The organism is Allosphingosinicella sp. (assembly GCF_035626655.1).
Taxonomy (GTDB): domain Bacteria; phylum Pseudomonadota; class Alphaproteobacteria; order Sphingomonadales; family Sphingomonadaceae; genus Allosphingosinicella.
The window spans coordinates 486,414-503,446 of sequence record NZ_DASPNF010000010.1 but is presented as its reverse complement, the minus strand read 5'-3'; the positions used below and the strand labels follow the sequence as shown (position 1 = coordinate 503,446).

The window sequence follows — 17,033 nt, the reverse complement described above, 5'->3', positions numbered from 1 at the left end:
CCCTATTGGACTCTCGGATTCCGGGATGCAAGGGCGCACGGACCGGCGCGGACAATCGTTTCGCCCTTGAATTCTGCGTCTTAGTCCCCATCTCCAGATTCCAGTGTCTGGGGGACATTCCATCATCACCGCCACCATCGCCGGGGACGCCATTGGCTGGCGGCTCGACCGGGCGCTGGCGGCAGCTTTGCCGACCCTCTCTCGGGAGCGGCTGAAGGCGTTGATCTCCTCGGGCGGCGTGGCCGGTCCTGCGGGGCTGGTGCGCGATCCCGCGGTGAAGGCGCTGGCGGGCGATTACCGGGTCACAGTGCCGGATCCCAAGCCGGCGCATAATGAAGCGCAGGACATCGACCTCGTCATCGTCCATGAGGACGAGCATCTGCTGGTCGTCGACAAGCCGGCGGGGATGGTCGTCCATCCGGCCGCGGGCAATCCGGACCGCACGCTCGTCAATGCGTTGCTCCACCATTGCGCCGGGCGGCTCAGCGGGATCGGCGGGGTGGCGCGGCCGGGGATCGTCCACCGGATCGACAAGGACACGTCCGGGCTGCTCGTGGTCGCCAAGACCGACGTCGCCCATGAGGGGCTCGCGTCGCAGTTCGCTCGGCACAGCATCGAGCGCGTCTATCTCGCTCTGACGACAGGCATTCCCGTCCCGGCGGCGGGCAGAATCGACGCTCCGCTCGCCCGTTCGGCGGCGAACCGCAAGAAGATCGCGGTCGTCGGCGAAGGACGCGGCAAGCGCGCGGTCACGCATTATCGAATCGTCGAGCCCCTCAGGAGCGCGGCTTTGGTCGAATGCCGGCTCGAAACGGGACGGACCCATCAGGTCCGCGTCCACCTGGCCTCGATCGGCCATCCGCTGCTCGGCGATCCGGTCTATGGCCGCTCGCGAAACGAACATCGTGAGCTGTTGAAAAGACTGAATTTTCACCGACAGGCCCTGCACGCCGCCGAACTCGGCTTCGTGCATCCCGTCAGCAAGGCCAAGTTATCCTTCAAAAGCGCGATGCCGTCCGATATTCAGGAACTGTTCGAGGCGCTTCGTGTATAGCAAGCAAGTGCCGGGCAAGGGGACGTGCGAGCCCCCCAGTTGGCGCCCATGGAGTAGTTGACCAAAATGGCAGGTAGAAACGTTCCGGCGACGATCCCCGCGGCCGGCGGCGAGGCTGGCCTCAACCGCTATCTCGCGGAGATCAAGAAGTTCCCGATCCTCTCGCCGGAAGAGGAATATATGCTGGCGAAGCGCTGGACCGAGCATCAGGACACCGATGCGGCGGCCCGGCTGGTCAACTCGCACCTCAGGCTCGTGGCGAAGATCGCCATGGGCTATCGCGGCTATGGCCTGCCCACCTCGGAGCTGATCTCGGAGGGCAATATCGGCCTGATGCAGGGCGTGAAGAAGTTCGAGCCGGAAAGGGGCTTCCGCCTCGCCACCTATGCGATGTGGTGGATCCGCGCCTCGATCCAGGAATATATCCTGCGCAGCTGGAGCCTCGTGAAGATGGGCACCACCGCGGCGCAGAAGAAGCTCTTCTTCAACCTCCGCCGGATGAAGAACAAGATCGACGCCTTCGAGGACGGCGACCTCAAGCCCGAGGACGTCACCAAGATCGCCACCGATCTCGGCGTCACCGAGGACGACGTGATCTCGATGAACCGCCGCATGGCGATGGGCGGGGACACCTCGCTCAACGTGCCGCTGCGCGACGATTCGGAAGGCAGCTGGCAGGACTTCCTGGTCGATGACGAGCCGCTCCAGGACGAGCGCGTCGCCGAGGCCGAGGAGAGCCGCATCCGCCACGACCTGCTGATCGAGGCCCTCGGCGCGCTCAACGAAAGGGAACGCCACATCCTGACGGAGCGGCGCCTGACCGACGAGCCGAAGACGCTGGAGGAATTGAGCCAGGTCTATGACGTCAGCCGCGAGCGCATCCGCCAGATCGAGGTCAGGGCCTTCGAGAAATTGCAGAAGGCGCTCATGAGCCTCGCCGGCGAGCGGAGGCTGCTGACCGCCGCTTAAGTTTCTTCGCCCCCGAGATTTTCCGTCACCCCAGCGAAGGCTGGGGTCCAGACAGAACTGCAGACGATGGCAGCTTGGATGCCAGCCTTCGCTGGCATGACGATTCAACGGGTCGTCGTGCTGTTCTCGTTAGTCCCGGGCGCCGCCGGCTGCTGCGGGCTGGGTGCCGGATCGCCCCTGCGCCTCACCCCCTGCAGCTCGCTCGGCGGCTGCGGGCGCGCGTCGGGGCGGCGGCCGAGCTGCTGCTGCGTCGAGGACCCGCCCTGCCCCGTGAGCGCCCAGCGCTGGCTCGTGCTGAGCTGCGGCTGGTTGCGCGTGCTTTCGTCGATCACCGCGGCGGCGCTTTCGCGCTGCAGCGGCTCGTAGCGGCGCAGCACCGAGCGCTGGAAGCTGTCGACGCTGGCATGGGCGGCGGCCACGTCGGCCGGGCTGCCGCCGTTCATCGCCGCCTCGGCCGCGGCGATCGCGGCCGCCTGGCGCTCGGCCGCGGCATTGGCGAGCTGCGTCTCCTGCCGGGTCGGCTGGCCGAAGCCGCCGCGCCAGGCGATGGCGGGCTCCGCCCCCGCATAGCGGTCGGTGAAGGCGCCGGGACGGCCCTGATTGCCGCGCCAGCGGTAGAAGACGTGCAGGCCGACATTGGCGTTCTTGCTGAGGCTCGAGGCCCAGTAAGGCACGACATAATTGGCGTGATAATTGAGCGCGAGGCCGACGGGCGCATAGACGTGGCCGTTCAGCGCCTCCATCGCGACGCGGCGCGCCCGTTCCCAGTAGACCGGCATCGGCGCGCGGCGGAGCGAGCCGTCGCAGGTGAAGCTGAACTGGCAGCCGGTCCGGCGCTGCGCGCCCTCGAACACGACGCCGCAGACGGTGTTCGGATAGGCCGGATGGCGGACCCGGTTCAGGATGACCTGGGCAACGGCGCGCTGGCCGTCCAGCGGCTCGGTCGCCGCCTCGTAATAGATGCCCGCGGTCAGGCAATCGAGCGAGCGCGCCCGGTCCGCCGCGCTGGCATTGGCCAGGCTGAACGGAGCCGCCGCGGGATTGGGGCCGCCCTGGACCGGGACGGAGGCGTTGATCGCCTCCGCGGTCTCGGCGGAGATCTGGCGGACCTGCGTCGCCGTCATCGATTCGGCCTTGGCCTGGAGCCGGGCCATGGGCTGGACGGCGGGGGCGGCGCCGCGCGCATTGGTGACGGCCACGCTCTGCCCGCCCTGGACGAGCGCGAAGGCGGCCGCGAACCAGAGTGCGCCGAGCAGCACGCAAATGAGGATCATTCCCCAGTTGCGCGCGGACGCAGGCGCCGGGCGTTCGCCCGCCTCCATTTCCGCCGTGATCGCCAGTCCGTTCATTTCAAACCCTATTTTTCCAATAGTGTATCATATAGACAATACACCTTGGTCGCGCAATTCGGCACTTTTGTCGCCACAAAAAGGCACTGGCATGACGTGTCGCGCGATCGGCCATTTTAGTCGCACGTGCGTCGCTGCGCCACTGCAGCGGGCCTAACGGCTGCGTCACGACAACAAGCCGTTTCACCCGCGGGCGTTCGCCCCGCCACAACAAGATGGGGCCTGTAACAATGAGATCAAGCTTGCTGACCGGCGCCGCCACCATGGCCGCCACCCTCGCCACCCTCGCCGCCACCCTGTCCTCGGGCAGCATGGCCTATGCGCAGGCACGCCGCGCGCCGGCGGCCGCGCCAGGCGGCACCGCCCAATACTGGATGTCCGCGGAAACCATCTCGGGCCTGTCCGCCCAGGCCGGGATGAGCGGTCAGGGCGGCCGTCCATCCATGCTCGGCGCGCTCAGCGGTGCGAGCATGAACCGCGGCAGCGGCCCGGGCTATGTCCACAACCTGCGCCTCGAGCTGGGCAGCCCGCGCCGCACCGCCGCGCCGCAGGCCGACCATTTCATCCCCGCCGGCCTCAACGCGGGCCCCTCGCTTCCCCTCGTCTCGCCCGAGCCGGCCCAGCCGGTCACCCGCCCCTATCAGGGTCCGGGCGGTGGCGACGGCGGCGCCAACGCCCGCCTGATCATCTATTTCGGCTGCGGCGAGCATGCTCGCGCCGGCCAGCCGATCGAGCTCGACCTCGGCCGCATGGCCCGCACCGGCCAGGTGCCGCCGGGCATGGCGCAGCTCGCCATCCAGGCGATGAACGGGCCGAATGCGTCGAACAGCGCGACGTTCGGCGAATGGCCGAACCAGCGCTCGCGCACCACCATCCCGGCCAACGGCTCGCTGGTCGGCGCGCACCGGATCGCGGGCAATTACAGCCCGGAGATCAACTTCACCCTCGCCCAGGGTCAGGATTTCCTGGTGCCGATCCGGATCACGCAGAACAACCGCGCCGCTTCCGGCGCCGTGCCCGTGGCCTGGCAGAGCGTGCCGAACGCGACCGGCTATTTCCTGATGGCGGTCGGCTCGCGCGGCGACAACACGATCGTGATGTGGTCGTCGAGCGAGATCCAGTTCAACCAGATGGGCGCCTTCGACTATCTCTCGCCGGCCGAGGTCGCGCGGCTGATCCAGCAGCGCGTCGTGCTGCAGCCGACGACGACCCAGTGCACGGTGCCCGCGGAGTTCAACCAGGGCCTGCAGGGCGCCTCGCTGATGATGACCGCGTTCGGGCCCGAAGCGAACTTCGCGACGCCGCGCCCGGCGGGCGCGCCGCGCAGCTGGCGGCCGGACTGGACGGTGAAGCTGCGCACTCGCTCGCAATATGCCGGCCTGCTCGGCCAGGACGTCGAGGCGATGATGCGGGGCGACCGCACCACCAGCCGCGATTCCTCCTCCGGCCAGCAGCCGGAGCGGCGGCGGCGGCGCGGCGGCCTGGGCGGCATCGTCGGCGGAATTCTCGGGCAGTAGCGTATCCCCGAATGCCGGGCTGTAGCGTTTTCCCGGCGAAAGTTTGTAAGAGGGGGGATGGCCGAGCTCATCCCCCCTCCCCCCTCCGCCCTCGCCGGCACGCACTGCACTGCCGACCAATATGATGCCCTCTACCGCCAGTCGCTCACCGATCCGGACGGCTTCTGGGGCAGGCAGGCGGAGCGGCTCGACTGGGTCTCTGCGCCCACGAAAATCTCGAACTGGTCCTACGATCCGGTCGAGATCAGATGGTATGAGGACGGCATCCTCAACCTCTGCCACAATGCGGTCGACCGGCATTTGGCCGAGCGCTCCCAGCAGAATGCGATCATCTGGGAGGGCGACGAGCCCGGCGTTTCCCGCACGATCAGCTATGGCGACTTGCACGCCGAGGTGGTGCGGATGGCGAACTGCCTGAAGGCCCTCGGCGCGCAGAAGGGCGACCGCGTCACCCTCTATCTGCCGATGATCCCCGAGGCGGCGGTGGCGATGCTCGCCTGCGCCCGGATCGGCGCCGTCCACAGCGTGGTCTTCGGCGGCTTCTCCCCCGAGGCGCTGCACGGCCGGCTCGAGGACGCGGCCAGCCGCCTTGTGATCACCGCCGACGGCGGCAAGCGCGGCGGCAAGTTGATCCCGCTCAAGGCCAATGTCGACGAGGCGATCGCGCGCGGCGCCGCGGTCGACGCGGTGCTCGTCATCCGCCATCTCGGCAACGAGATCGGCTTCGTCGAGAGCCGCGACCATTGGTACGATGCGCTCGGCGCGACGGTTCCGGATACCTGCCCCTGCGAGCCGATGGGCGCGGAAGACCCGCTTTTCATCCTCTACACGTCGGGCTCGACCGGGAAGCCCAAGGGCGTGCTGCACACGACCGGCGGCTATTCGGTCTGGGTGGCGACCACCTTCCACTATGTGTTCGACTACCGGCCCGGCGAGATTTTCTGGTGCAGCGCCGACGTGGGCTGGGTCACCGGCCATAGCTATGTCGTCTACGGGCCGCTGTTGAACGGGGCCACGACCCTGATGTTCGAGGGCGTACCGAACTATCCGGACTTCTCCCGCTTCTGGCAGGTGGTGGAGCGCCACAAGGTCAACATCTTCTACACCGCCCCGACCGCGATCCGCGCGCTGATGCGCGAGGGCGAGGCGCCGGTCAGGAAGCATGACCGCTCCTCGCTTCGCCTGCTCGGCAGCGTCGGCGAGCCGATCAATCCCGAAGCCTGGCTCTGGTACTGGCGCACGGTCGGCGATGAAAAATGCGCGGTCGTCGACACCTGGTGGCAGACCGAGACGGGCGGGACCATGATCACCACCTTGCCAGGCGCGCACGCGATGAAGCCGGGCTCGGCCGGCCGGCCCTTTTTCGGGGTGCGGCCGGAGCTGGTCGACGCCGACGGCACGGTGCTGGAGGGCGCGACCTCGGGCAATCTCTGCATCGCCGGCTCATGGCCCGGCCAGATGCGCACCGTCTATGGGGACCATGAGCGCTTCGTGCAGACCTATTTCAGCACCTGGCGCGGCAAATATTTCACCGGCGACGGCTGCCGGCGCGACGAGGACGGCTATTACTGGATCACCGGCCGGGTCGACGACGTGCTCAACGTCTCCGGCCACCGGCTCGGCACGGCCGAGGTGGAAAGCGCCCTCGTCTCCCACCCGCTCGTCGCCGAGGCGGCGGTGGTCGGCTACCCGCACGAGATCAAGGGCCAGGGCATCTATTGCTACGTCACCCTGATCGTCGGCGCGGAGCCGAACGACGCGCTTGCCGCCGAGCTCAGGGCGCACGTCCGCAAGGAGATCGGCCCGATCGCGACCCCGGACCTGATCCACTTCACGCCCGGCCTGCCCAAAACCCGCTCGGGCAAGATCATGCGGCGGATCCTTCGGAAGATCGCCGAGAACGATTATGGCGCGCTCGGCGACACCTCGACCCTCGCCGAGCCGCAACTGGTCGACGAGCTGATCGCGGGGCGACAGAACCTCTAAGTGGTCTGCTGCTGCGCCGTTGGCTGCGACGGCGCCGTGTAACCGGCTTCCTCGATCTCGACCATCAGCTGGTCGTAGGAGGCAGCATCCGCAGAGGCCTGGAACTCCTTCGTATGCTTCCAGAGCTGCAGGTTCATCATCATGAACAGGTCGGCGACCAGCACCGTGGTGAATAACGAGCGGACGATATACTCGATCGGGAACTGGAACAGATTCGGATCCCAGGGCCGGATCGCCGAGGTCTGCGGATCGGTGCCGATCAGCGCGCGTCCGAAAGGCTCGGCCATGAAGGCATAGACGACAAGGAGCGCCACGCCGATGCCGCCAACCAGCAGCACGAGATTCTGCACCGAGCCAATCTTCGCGATTTCTTCCTCGGTTCTCAACGGGCGGGTGAAGCTGCGCGCGTTGAGCATGTAGAACATCGGTGCCCCGACAAGGGCGAGCACGCCCAGGATCAGCAGGACGTCGCCTATGACTTGGTTGATCGTCGTGAAGATGACCAGAAACAGGAAGACGTAGAGCGGCGTCGCTGCGATCAGGAACAGGCCGGGCAGGATTGCCTCCGGAATCAGGGCCTTGATGCGCAAACAGGCACGCAGCACGCCGGGGATGAGCGAGAGGACAGCGGGCATCAGGGTCACATAGGCCACCGCCGCGCCCGCCAGACTCGCCACGATATTCATCTGGGCAAGCTGGTTCCCGCTGAGGCTGCTCGTATCCACTCGCCAGCCGAACGGAATGAGGGCCAGGAGCAAGGGCGCAAGGAAGGCGATCAGCCAGCCGCGCATGAGAACGCTTCGCGACCGCCGATGCTGGTCCCAGCATTTCGCTGCGAGCCAGGCGGTGAGGGCGATAATGTACAGCGGCATCAGCTCGGCAATCGCGATCAGGATGCCAGTGCCCGAAATACCCTCAAACCCTTGGGTGACCATGCCGATCGTCTTGAGAAGTGCAGCGATGATCGCCGGAATCACGACGACGAAGAGCACGCTCCGCCGCCAGACCAGATAGCGGCGCGCATCGGCCTCATCGACCCCGTTGGCGATCAACACCCCTTCTTCATCCGCCTCGACCGGAAGGGACCGCAGGTTCCAGTTGAACGCCCGCTTGATATGAAGGCCCGCCTTGTTGCCCTGCGTCGCCGCGGCGTAAGCCGGTGCCGCATAGACCTGGGCTTCGGCCACAGGCGCCGGAGGGACCGGCGCTGGTTGCACGGGAGCCACGGGCGCGGCGGCTGGCTCGACCGGCACCGGTGCCGGAGCGAGCGGGGCAGGAATGGGCGCCGCAGGTACCGGCGCCGGCGCAGCCACGCCGAAGGCCGGCAGCTGATTCGCATTGAGCCGCACCGTCGCGCCATGGTGCCAGACGCCGTCGCCGGGCAGGATCCGGCCCTCGGCGATATAGGCGGCGAGCTGGGCGAGCGTGTAGGGGCCATATTGGTCCGATCCCGTCCGCGTCATCAGCCAGGCGGCGTCGCCCGGGGGCGGCAGCGCCATGCTGCAGGTGGCGCAGGAGACGGAGGACGCGTCCTCCGCGGCGGGCGTGCCCGCCCGGCAGGCGAGGCATGGGACGATGACGGTGGCCATGGCGTTTTGTCGGCGACCGTTCCGGCGGCGTCAAGACGCGACGACTTAATCTCGCGCAGGCATTTCCCGTTTCGCCACAGCCCCTTCCCTGCCCGTGCACGCTCGGATAGAGCCGCGCGATGACCCCGCAAGTCAGGCGTTCTCGATGAGGATCGTCGCCGGCGACATTGGCGGCACCCATGCCCGCTTCGCGCTCGCCGGGCTTGCGCCCGGCCGCCCTCCGCGGCTCGGCGAGATGCGCAAATACCGGACGCGCGACAGTGCCGGCCTCGCCGAGACCTGGGCCCGCTTCGCCCAGGATTGCGGCGGCAGCCTACCGGACGCGGCGTCGCTGGCGGTGGCGGCGCCGATCGAGGGCGACACGCTGACCTTCATGAATTCGCCGTGGCGGCTCGACCGGTTCGGCCTGAAGGCCGAGCTCGGCCTCGACAAGCTTCTTCTTCTGAACGACTTCGGCGCCGTTGCTCATACCATTTCGATGACGCCGGGCGAAGAATTCACGGCTATTTGCGGCCCCGGCGACCTGCCGGAGCAGGGCATTGCCAGCGTGATCGGGCCCGGCACCGGGCTCGGCGTCTCGCTGCTCGACCGCAGGTCCGGAGTCTCCGTGATCGAGACGGAGGCAGCCCATATCGGCTTCTGCCCGCTCGACCCCGAGGAAGAGGAGCTGGCCGATTTCCTGATCGCCCGCTACGGGCGCGCCTCGGTTGAGCGGGTGGTGTCCGGGCCCGGCCTGATCGACATCTACCAATTCCTCGGCGGCGGCGGGGCGCCCGATCCGAACCAGGCCGGCCTGCTCTGGGATGCCGCCATTGCCGGCAGCGACCCGCTCGCCGGGCGCGCACTCTCCATCCTCGTCCGCGCCTTCGGAGCAGCGGCCGGCGACATTGCCCTCGCCCATGGCGCGATGGGCGTCGCGCTCACCGGCGGCCTCGCCAACCGGATCGCGCACCTGCTGAAGAGCCCGCCTTTCGAGGCGCGCTTCACCGCCAAGGGCCGCTACCGCGAGCGCATGCAGCGCACGCCGGTCCGGCTGCTGACCTTCGCCGAGCCGGGTCTGCTCGGCGCCGCGGTCGCCTTCCAGCGCGAATTCGGCGCCTAGGGCCGCCTAGCGCGGCGCCATCCGGATCGCGCCGTCGAGCCGCACATATTCGCCGTTCAGATAGACACTCTCGGCCATGAACACGGCGAGCCGGCCATATTCCGCCGCCTGGCCGAGCCTTTTCGGGAAGGGCACCTGCGCGGCGAGCGCGTCCTTCACGTTTTGCGGCATCATCGCCACCATCGGCGTCTCGAACACGCCCGGGAGGATGGTGTTGACCCTGATCCCCTCGCCCATCAGGTCGCGCGCGATCGGCAGCGCCATGCCGAGAACGCCGGCCTTGGAGGCGGTATAGGCGGCCTGGCCGATCTGCCCGTCCTGCGCGGCGACCGAGGCGGTGTTGATGATCAGGCCCTTCTCGCCGTCGGCCATCGGTTCGGCATCGGCCATGCCGGCGGCCGAGGCGGCGAGCACGCGGAAGCTGCCGATCAGGTTGATCTGGATGGCGAGCTCGAACTGGTGGATCGGATAGCGCTTCACCGCGCCCGTCTCCTTGTCGCGGCCGACCGTCTTCATCGCATTGGCGACGCCCGCGCAATTGACGCAGATCCGCTCCTGGCCATGCGCCGCGCGCGCCCTGGCGAAGCCCGCGTCGACGCTCTCGTCGGAGGTCACGTCGACATGGCAGAAGATTCCGCCGATCTCCGCGGCGACCTTCTCGCCCTTCTCCGCATCGCGGTCGAAGATCGCGACCTTCACGCCCTTTTCGGCGAACGCCCGCGCCGTCGCCTCGCCGAGGCCGGAGGCGCCGCCGGTGACCACCGCGGCGATATTGCTGTCGAGTTTCATCTCTTGCTCCCTGAATGCGTCGCCGCGCTCCTGGACGAAGCGCCGCCCGGGAGCAAGCTGTGCGGTCGCCTCAGCCGCCGATCCGCATCCGCACCAGCTCCTCGGGCGAGCGGCGGCCGGGGCCGTTGGCCCGGCGGATGAAATCGGGGGTCACCCCGTGGATGCGCATCCGCACGATCTCCTCTGCGGCGATGTCCGCATAGCCGAGCCGGTGGAGCTCGCTCACATAGGCTTCATCGACGCCATGGTCGCGCATCCGCACGATCTCGTCGGTGCCGAAGCGATAGCCCGCGCTGCGCAGGGCCACGACGAAATCCGGCCGGACGCCATGGTCGCGCATCCGCGTCAGCTCGACCGTCGGAATGTCGCGAATGCCGGCCTGGGCCAGGGCGCGGATATAATCGGGCGTGACGCCGTGGTCGCGCAGCCGGATCATCTCCTCGGTGGAGAGCCGGCGATAGCCGAGCTGCCTGAGCTCGCCGACATAGTCCGCCGAAACGCCATGATCGCGCAGGCGGACGATTTCCTCGGCCGGGATGTCGCGGACGTCGTGACGGGCCAGCCCTTCGATATAGTCGGGTGTGACGCCGTGATCGCGCATGCGGATGAGCGCGGCGAGCCGGCCCACCCGGTAATTATGGCCGCCCATGTCGCGCAGATAGGCGAGCGTGACGCCATGATTGCCGGCCTGCGCCAGGTCCGTGGCAGTGGGCGTGTCGTAGCGCTGGCGCTGCAGCTCATCGAGGTAGGCATAACCGATATTGTTCAGGGTCATCGAGAATTGCTCGTCGACACTCGGCCGGCCGATGCCGCGCTCCGCAAGGGTCGCGGCGAAGCGCTCGTCGGCGAGGAAGCTGCATTCGCCGGTCCCCCGGCCGCGCCAGGCGGTGCCTTGGCAGGCGAGCGTGCCGGCGTCCCGGGCGACCCGGAAGCGGACCGGGCCGCTCTCGCCATCGAGCCGGTCGACGCCCAGGCCCTCGAGCATGGCAAGGTCGACCGTGCTGCTGCTGCGCCAATGGCTGTTGGCCGAACGGCGGCTGATCTCGAACTGGACCCGGCCGGGCGTGCCGCTCGGCGCGATCGTCCAGCTGAGCGTTTCCGCGGACCTGACAGCGGTGTCCGCGGGCTGGGCCGGACCGGCAGCCGGCACGAGGAGCAGGAGGGCGATGGCGAGGCTCGAGCGCATGATTGAATCTCCCCTGAGTCGGCGTTGGCCATGCAAGGAGCGCGCCAGGGAAGCGCCTCTCTTGGGGGAGCCGGTGGAGCCTCCGCGGCGTTCGCGAGCGGACAGCGCAGGCGTCCGGTTTCGGACATTATCGGCGCTCTAGGACTCCGGAGCGAAAACGCCTATGCCCTTGGCCATGCGGGAGAAGACCGAGCAGTTCGACTTCTACATGATCAAGCCGTCGCATTATGACGATGACGGCTACCCGATCGTCTGGTGGCGGACGATCCTGCCCTCCAACTCGCTGGCGGCGCTGAACGGCCTCGCCCGCGACGCCGACCGGCGGCGGGTGCTCGGGTCCGACGTCACCTTCAACCTGGTGCCGATTGACGAGTGCAACCAACATGTCGTGCCGGCGAAGATCGTGCGCGAGATCCGCAGGCGCGGGTCGAAGGCGCTGATCGGGCTGGTCGGCGTCCAGTCCAACCAGTTCCACCACGCGCTCGACCTCGCGCGCGAGTTCCGCGCGGCCGGCCTGCCGGTGGTGATCGGCGGCTTTCACGTCTCGGGCTGCCTCTCCATGCTGAAGGAGATCCCGCCGGAGATGCAGGAGGCGCTCGACCTCGGCTGCTCGCTCTTCGCCGGCGAGGCCGAGGAGGGCCGGCTCGACCAGGTGTTCCTGGATGCGTGGCACGGCGAGCTGAAGCCGATCTACAATTACCTCAAGGACCTGCCGAACATCGCCAACGTCCCGGTCCCATGGATGCCGAAGGAATCGCTGGAGCGGAATTCGGGGCAATGGTCGAGCTTCGATCTCGGCCGCGGCTGCCCGTTTCAGTGCAGCTTCTGCACGATCATCAACGTCCAGGGCCGCAAGAGCCGCTTTCGCACCGCCGACGATCTTGAGGGGATCATCCGCGAGAATCTGGCGCAGGGCATCAAGGCCTTCTTCATCACCGACGACAATCTGGCGCGGAACAAGGATTGGGAGAGTTTCTTCGACCGGCTGATCAAGCTGAACGAGGAGGAAGGGCTGAAGGCCAATCTCACCATCCAGGTCGACACGCTCTGCCACCGCATCCCGAACTTCATCGACAAGGCGAAGCGCGCCGGGGTGATGCGCGCCTTCGTCGGCCTGGAGAATATCAACCCGGACAATCTGCTCGCCGCGAACAAGCGGCAGAACAAGATCACCGAATATCGCCACCTCTTCCAGCAATGGCACGAGCGCGGCGTGTTCACCGTCGCGGGCTACATCCTCGGCTTCCCCGGCGACACCAGGGAGTCGATCCTGCGCGACATCGAGATCATCAAGCGCGAGCTGCCGATCGACATCCTCGAATTCTTCTTCCTGACCCCGCTGCCGGGCTCCGAGGACCATCTGAAGCTGCACCGGGCGGGCGCCTGGATGGATCCCGACCTCAACAAATATGATCTCCACCACCGCGTCTCGCATCACGACACCATGAGCGACGCGGAATGGGAGGAGGCCTATCGCGCCGCCTGGGACGCCTATTTCACCTGGGAGCATATGGAGACGGTGACCCGGCGCCATGCCCGGCTGAAGGGCGGGCGGCCGAAGAAGGCGCTCCAGTACATGGTCGAGTTCAAGTTGCTCTACGACAATGAGGGCGTGCACACGCTCGAGGGCGGCGTGATCCGCCGCAAGCGCCGCAAGTCCCGCCGCCCGACCATGAAGCGCGAGCCGGCTTTGCTCTTCTACCCCAAATTCGCCGTCGAGAGCGCGCGCAAGGCCTGGAGCTACTGGCGCGGCTTCCGCAAGGCGAAGGCGCTGCTGCAGACGATCGTCAACGATCCCGCCCGCTGGGACTATGACGACCTCGCCACCCGCCCGCTCTGCCACAACGAGCTCGAGGCGCTCGACCTGTTCCACGAGACCCGCGGCGGCGAGGCAGCGGTCGCGAAGCAGCAGCGGCAGGAGGCATTGCTCGAACAGGTGAAGGCGAGCCACGCGGCCGCCTGACTGGAACCGCAGCGCTCAACACGCTATGGCCCATGCGAGCGAGCGAGGCACCCAATGGCAGGCAATCCCTTCACCAGTCACCCCAAGGAAGTCGGCGAAACCTATGGCCAGCATTTCGGCCATGCCGCCTGGTTCGGGGTGCGCATGATCGGCGGCGGCCTGGCCTGCCTGGTTCATGCCGTGTTTCCGTTTCTGTGCGTCAAGACGGGCAGCCAGACGATGAACCGGCTGCATGCGAAGCTGCACGGCCGCGCCGAAAAGGCGAATTGGGAGCGCCACCCGATGATCTGATCCGCGCGCGGCGCGGGCCTAGAAGCGCAAGGACAGCCCGACGGCGGCGATGCCCCGGTGGCGGCGGCCGATGTCGGCCGTGCGCGAGATGGGCTCGGTATGGGTGCGTGGCCGCGCGGGCTCCGGCACGGAGAAGCGGCCGACACCGAAATGCATGTTGCCGGCCAGCGGCAGCCCGAGCCGGCCTTCCTGCATCGGTCCCGGCGGCGCGCGCCAGATGCGCGCGGGCGGAGCCTCGGCGCGGTGCTGGCTGTCGGCCTGCCGCGGTGCCGGCTGCGCCACGGCGGCTGTCGCCGTGAGCATCAGCAGGACCGGACCGGAGCACCAGCAGCGCATCGTCTGAACCCTTGGGCGTCTCGCCTCGTCGATTGGTGCGCAGTCAAGCGCCGCCCGAAATTACGGGTTCCAATCGTTACCGACCCGATCCGCCGATGGTCGGTGAACCGACCCGGGGCCGCGACGGCTAGAGCTTCAGCTTCCGCCGGTCGGCGAGCACCGCCCGCGCCGCATTGTGGCCCGGCGCGCCGGTGACGCCGCCGCCGGGATGGGCGCCGGCGCCGCAGAGGTAGAGCCCCTTGAGCGGCATGCGGTAATCGGCATTGCCGAGCATCGGCCGGTTCGAGAAGAGCTGGTCCAGTCCCATCTTGCCATGGAAGATGTCGCCGCCGATCAGGCCGAAACGGCGCTCCAGGTCCAGCGGCGAGAGCGCCAGCCGGCCGATGACGAGCTGCCTGAAGCCCGGCGCGTAGCGGTCGACATGGGCGATGATATGGTCAGCCGCCTCGTCCCGGCGCGCGTCCCAGCCGCCTTCCACCTGATAGGGGAAATGCTGGCAGAACAGGCTGGCGACATGTTGGCCCTCCGGAGCGAGGCTGTCGTCCAGGGTCGAGGGGATCAGCATCTCGACCACCGGCTCGCGCGACCAGCCCTCGCTGCGCGCGGTCAGGAAGGCGCGGTCCATATAGGAGAGCGAGGGCGCGATGATGATGCCGGCCGTCATATGGTCGCCCTGCCCCGGAAGGCTGGTGAAGCTCGGCAGGCCCGACAAAGCGACGTTCATCCGGAAAGTGGCGGATTCGCTCGCCCAGTGGGTCATGCGCCGCGTCGTCTCCGGCGAGACCGCGCCCTCGGGAAGCAGCTCGGTGAACAGCCTTTTCGGATGGACGCCCGAGACGACGGCCTTGGCGCGCCAGGTCTTGCCGCCTGCCACGACGCCGACGGCCCGGTCGCCCTCGACGATGACCTCCTCGACCGGCGCCTCGAGGACGATCTCGACGCCCTCCTCGCGCGCGGCCTTGGCCATCGCCTGGGTGATCGCGCCCATGCCGCCGACCGCATGGCCCCAGGCGCCCTCCACGCCCGCGGCCTCGCCGAAGACATGGTGGAGCAGCACATAGGCCGAGCCCGGCGCATAGGGGCTGGCATAATGGCCGACGACGGCGTCGAAGCCGAACAGCGCCTGGACGAGTTCGTGGCTGAAATAGCGGGTGAGAATGTCCGCTGCCGACTTGGTGAAGAAATCGACCAGATGGCGCTGCTGCTCCAGCCCCAGCCGGCCCACGCCGCCGCCGAGCTTGAGGAGGGCGAACAGGTCGCCGAGCCCGCCGCCGGCATTGGGCGGAGCGCGCAGCAGCCACTGGCGCAGCACGCCGACGACACCGTCAAGCGCGGCGGAATAGGCGTCGTAATTCTCGACGTCCTGCGGCGAATGGCGCGCAATCTCGCGCCGGGTCAGCCCGTCCCGCCCGAACAGCAGATAGTCCGCGCCCTCGGTCGGCAGGAAATTGTCGATTCTACGGAGCATAACCCTGAGGCCATGCTCGTAGAGCCGCATGTCGCGGATGATCCGGGGGTTGAGCAGGCTGACCGTGTAGCTCGCCGTCGAGTTGCGGAAGCCTGGATGGAATTCCTCCGTCACCGCCGCCCCGCCGACGACGAGTCGCGTCTCCAGCATCGTCACCTTCAGCCCGCGCTGCGCGAGGTAGAAGGCGCAGGTCAGGGCATTGTGCCCCGCCCCGATGATCAGGATGTCGCTCGTCCGCGTCTCGGTCATTACGGGCCTATCGCCGGTCGCGTGCTTGACTTCAAGGCCGTGCCCCTCTTGGAGGGCCGCGCCGATGATCGCCCTCGCCCTCCTCGCCCTCGCATTGGCCATGGACGCCTTCGCCGCTGCGCTTGCGCAGGGGGCGGCGGGCGCCGGGCGCGGGGCGGCGCTCCGGATCGGGGCGGCCTTCGGCTTCGCGCAGGGCGTCATGCCCCTGCTCGGCTGGGGGCTGGGGCTCGCTTTCGCCAGGGTATTGCAGGCGGTCGATCACTGGCTCGCCCTCATCCTGCTCTCCGCGCTCGGCCTGAAGATGCTGCGCGAGGCCTTTGGCGACGGCGAGGGCGCGCCGAGGCAGCTGTTCGGCTGGGCCCTGTTCACCTGCGCGATCGCGACCAGCATCGACGCGGCGGCAGCGGGGCTCACTTTGCCGGCGCTCGGCGTGCCGATCCTGCTCGCCGTCGCCGCGATCGGCGCGACCACGGCGATCCTCTCCTGGGGCGGGGTGCTCGCCGGCCGGGCGGCGGGGGCGCGGCTCGGCCGCTATGCCGGGGTCGCGGGCGGGCTGATCCTGATCGGCATCGGCGTGAAGATCTTCGTCGAGCACCAGTTCCTGGGAGGCTAGTCCTCGAGCGGCACTGCCAGGGTCGCCTTCACCCGGCTCTTCACGAACGTGGTCTCGAAGCGGCGGACGCCGGGCTGCTCGAGCAGCCGGGAGGCGAGCGCGTTATAGGCGTCCATGTCGGGCGCTACGACCAGGATCAGGATGTCGAAGGCGCCGGCGAGGTTGAGCACCAGCTGGACGTTCGGGCTGGCCGCGAGCCGCCGCCGGACCGCGTCCACCTCGTGCGGGGCGTGGCGCTCGAGCTGGATGTTGACCACCGCCTGCAGCGGATGGCCGGCCGCTTCCTCCGAGATCAAGGAGACGTCGGCGATGACGGCGCCGTTGCTCCTGAGCCGCCTGAGGCGCCGCGCGATCGCCGAGGGCGAGCGCCCGACCTGCTCGGCGAGCCGGTCGGCGGTCTGCAGATTGTCGCGCTGCAGGCAGGCGAGCAACTGCCTGTCCAGTCGGTCCAGCTTTGCCCGCATCCGCACCCTACCCCTGCAAACTTGCCAGAATCTGGCAAGACATTGCCCGTCTTTGCCCGAAATCGCCGGATGACCCAAGCCATAAGGCGGCTGGGGATTGTAAGCGTG

The 17,033-nt window shown here is 68.2% G+C and carries 15 protein-coding genes; 8 read left to right on the top strand and 7 right to left on the bottom strand.

What is annotated here, in order from left to right:
* The first annotated feature begins 103 nt into the window (after positions 1-103).
* Both VEC11_RS10955 and rpoH read left to right on the top strand, forming a co-directional pair.
* Positions 104-1,054 carry an RluA family pseudouridine synthase gene (locus VEC11_RS10955; RefSeq protein ID WP_464131064.1) on the top strand — a complete coding sequence of 317 codons (951 nt, stop codon included), beginning with the start codon at positions 104-106 and terminating at the stop codon, positions 1,052-1,054.
* 66 nt (positions 1,055-1,120) lie between these two features.
* The gene (gene rpoH / locus VEC11_RS10950; protein WP_464131061.1) at positions 1,121-2,023 is read left to right on the top strand and encodes an RNA polymerase sigma factor RpoH; all 903 of its coding nucleotides are present in this window, start codon (positions 1,121-1,123) and stop codon (positions 2,021-2,023) included.
* A 104-nt stretch (positions 2,024-2,127) separates the two neighbouring features.
* Here rpoH and VEC11_RS10945 read toward each other — a convergent pair whose 3' ends face one another.
* On the bottom strand, positions 2,128-3,372 hold the full coding sequence (locus tag VEC11_RS10945; protein ID WP_464131059.1) for a cell wall hydrolase: 1,245 nt from the start codon (positions 3,370-3,372) through the stop codon (positions 2,128-2,130).
* A gap of 230 nt (positions 3,373-3,602) precedes the next feature.
* Between VEC11_RS10945 and VEC11_RS10940 the strand changes: the two genes are divergently transcribed.
* Positions 3,603-4,889 carry a hypothetical protein gene (locus tag VEC11_RS10940; RefSeq protein WP_464131057.1) on the top strand — a complete coding sequence of 429 codons (1,287 nt, stop codon included), beginning with the start codon at positions 3,603-3,605 and terminating at the stop codon, positions 4,887-4,889.
* Positions 4,890-4,946: 57 nt separating this feature from the next.
* Positions 4,947-6,875, top strand: a complete 1,929-nt coding sequence (gene acs / locus VEC11_RS10935; protein ID WP_464131055.1) for an acetate--CoA ligase — start codon at positions 4,947-4,949, stop codon at positions 6,873-6,875.
* Here acs and VEC11_RS10930 read toward each other — a convergent pair.
* Complete coding sequence (locus tag VEC11_RS10930; RefSeq protein ID WP_464131052.1) at positions 6,872-8,374, bottom strand: hypothetical protein; 1,503 nt, start codon at positions 8,372-8,374, stop codon at positions 6,872-6,874. The two genes, acs and VEC11_RS10930, sit on opposite strands and share 4 nt — an antisense overlap.
* A 235-nt stretch (positions 8,375-8,609) precedes the next feature.
* Here VEC11_RS10930 and VEC11_RS10925 point away from each other — a divergent pair, with 235 nt between their 5' ends.
* A complete protein-coding gene (locus tag VEC11_RS10925; protein WP_464131050.1) occupies positions 8,610-9,566 on the top strand; it encodes a glucokinase in 957 nt (318 codons plus the stop codon).
* A gap of 6 nt (positions 9,567-9,572) precedes the next feature.
* Here the strand turns inward: VEC11_RS10925 and VEC11_RS10920 are convergent, their stop codons facing one another.
* Both VEC11_RS10920 and VEC11_RS10915 read right to left on the bottom strand, forming a co-directional pair.
* Positions 9,573-10,355 carry an SDR family NAD(P)-dependent oxidoreductase gene (locus VEC11_RS10920; protein ID WP_464131047.1) on the bottom strand — a complete coding sequence of 261 codons (783 nt, stop codon included), beginning with the start codon at positions 10,353-10,355 and terminating at the stop codon, positions 9,573-9,575.
* Positions 10,356-10,425: 70 nt separating this feature from the next.
* Entirely contained in the window at positions 10,426-11,541 is a 1,116-nt protein-coding gene (locus VEC11_RS10915) for a hypothetical protein (RefSeq protein WP_464131043.1), read from the bottom strand.
* A 175-nt stretch (positions 11,542-11,716) separates the two neighbouring features.
* On the opposite strand from VEC11_RS10915, the gene VEC11_RS10910 reads away from it, so the two are divergent.
* A complete protein-coding gene (locus tag VEC11_RS10910; RefSeq protein ID WP_464131041.1) occupies positions 11,717-13,504 on the top strand; it encodes a B12-binding domain-containing radical SAM protein in 1,788 nt (595 codons plus the stop codon).
* A 54-nt stretch (positions 13,505-13,558) separates the two neighbouring features.
* Positions 13,559-13,795, top strand: coding sequence for a DUF6356 family protein (locus tag VEC11_RS10905; RefSeq protein ID WP_464131039.1), 237 nt, complete (start codon positions 13,559-13,561; stop codon positions 13,793-13,795).
* A gap of 18 nt (positions 13,796-13,813) precedes the next feature.
* On the opposite strand, the gene VEC11_RS10900 is transcribed toward VEC11_RS10905, so the two are convergent.
* Positions 13,814-14,098: a hypothetical protein gene (locus tag VEC11_RS10900; protein WP_464131036.1), complete on the bottom strand. Its 285-nt coding sequence runs from the start codon at positions 14,096-14,098 to the stop codon at positions 13,814-13,816.
* A 160-nt stretch (positions 14,099-14,258) separates the two neighbouring features.
* Positions 14,259-15,848 (bottom strand): phytoene desaturase family protein, encoded by a 1,590-nt coding sequence (locus tag VEC11_RS10895; RefSeq protein WP_464131032.1) that lies wholly within the window; start codon positions 15,846-15,848, stop codon positions 14,259-14,261.
* Positions 15,849-15,912: 64 nt separating this feature from the next.
* On the opposite strand from VEC11_RS10895, the gene VEC11_RS10890 reads away from it, so the two are divergent.
* The gene (locus VEC11_RS10890) at positions 15,913-16,461 is read left to right on the top strand and encodes a manganese efflux pump MntP (RefSeq protein ID WP_464131028.1); all 549 of its coding nucleotides are present in this window, start codon (positions 15,913-15,915) and stop codon (positions 16,459-16,461) included.
* On the opposite strand, the gene VEC11_RS10885 is transcribed toward VEC11_RS10890, so the two are convergent.
* Complete coding sequence (locus tag VEC11_RS10885) at positions 16,458-16,925, bottom strand: Lrp/AsnC family transcriptional regulator (RefSeq protein WP_464131025.1); 468 nt, start codon at positions 16,923-16,925, stop codon at positions 16,458-16,460. The two genes, VEC11_RS10890 and VEC11_RS10885, sit on opposite strands and share 4 nt — an antisense overlap.
* Between the last annotated feature and the right edge of the window lie 108 nt (positions 16,926-17,033).

Coding starts and splice junctions, on each gene's coding strand:
- rpoH (WP_464131061.1), top strand. CDS start 1,121: ATGGCAGGTAGAAACGTTCCGGCGACGATCCCCGCGGCCGGCGGCGAG.
- VEC11_RS10945 (WP_464131059.1), bottom strand. CDS start 3,372: ATGAACGGACTGGCGATCACGGCGGAAATGGAGGCGGGCGAACGCCCG.
- VEC11_RS10940 (WP_464131057.1), top strand. CDS start 3,603: ATGAGATCAAGCTTGCTGACCGGCGCCGCCACCATGGCCGCCACCCTC.
- acs (WP_464131055.1), top strand. CDS start 4,947: ATGGCCGAGCTCATCCCCCCTCCCCCCTCCGCCCTCGCCGGCACGCAC.
- VEC11_RS10930 (WP_464131052.1), bottom strand. CDS start 8,374: ATGGCGCTGCCGCCCCCGGGCGACGCCGCCTGGCTGATGACGCGGACG.
- VEC11_RS10925 (WP_464131050.1), top strand. CDS start 8,610: ATGAGGATCGTCGCCGGCGACATTGGCGGCACCCATGCCCGCTTCGCG.
- VEC11_RS10920 (WP_464131047.1), bottom strand. CDS start 10,355: ATGAAACTCGACAGCAATATCGCCGCGGTGGTCACCGGCGGCGCCTCC.
- VEC11_RS10915 (WP_464131043.1), bottom strand. CDS start 11,541: ATGCGCTCGAGCCTCGCCATCGCCCTCCTGCTCCTCGTGCCGGCTGCC.
- VEC11_RS10910 (WP_464131041.1), top strand. CDS start 11,717: ATGCGGGAGAAGACCGAGCAGTTCGACTTCTACATGATCAAGCCGTCG.
- VEC11_RS10905 (WP_464131039.1), top strand. CDS start 13,559: ATGGCAGGCAATCCCTTCACCAGTCACCCCAAGGAAGTCGGCGAAACC.
- VEC11_RS10900 (WP_464131036.1), bottom strand. CDS start 14,098: ATGCTCACGGCGACAGCCGCCGTGGCGCAGCCGGCACCGCGGCAGGCC.
- VEC11_RS10895 (WP_464131032.1), bottom strand. CDS start 15,848: ATGACCGAGACGCGGACGAGCGACATCCTGATCATCGGGGCGGGGCAC.
- VEC11_RS10890 (WP_464131028.1), top strand. CDS start 15,913: ATGATCGCCCTCGCCCTCCTCGCCCTCGCATTGGCCATGGACGCCTTC.
- VEC11_RS10885 (WP_464131025.1), bottom strand. CDS start 16,925: ATGCGGGCAAAGCTGGACCGACTGGACAGGCAGTTGCTCGCCTGCCTG.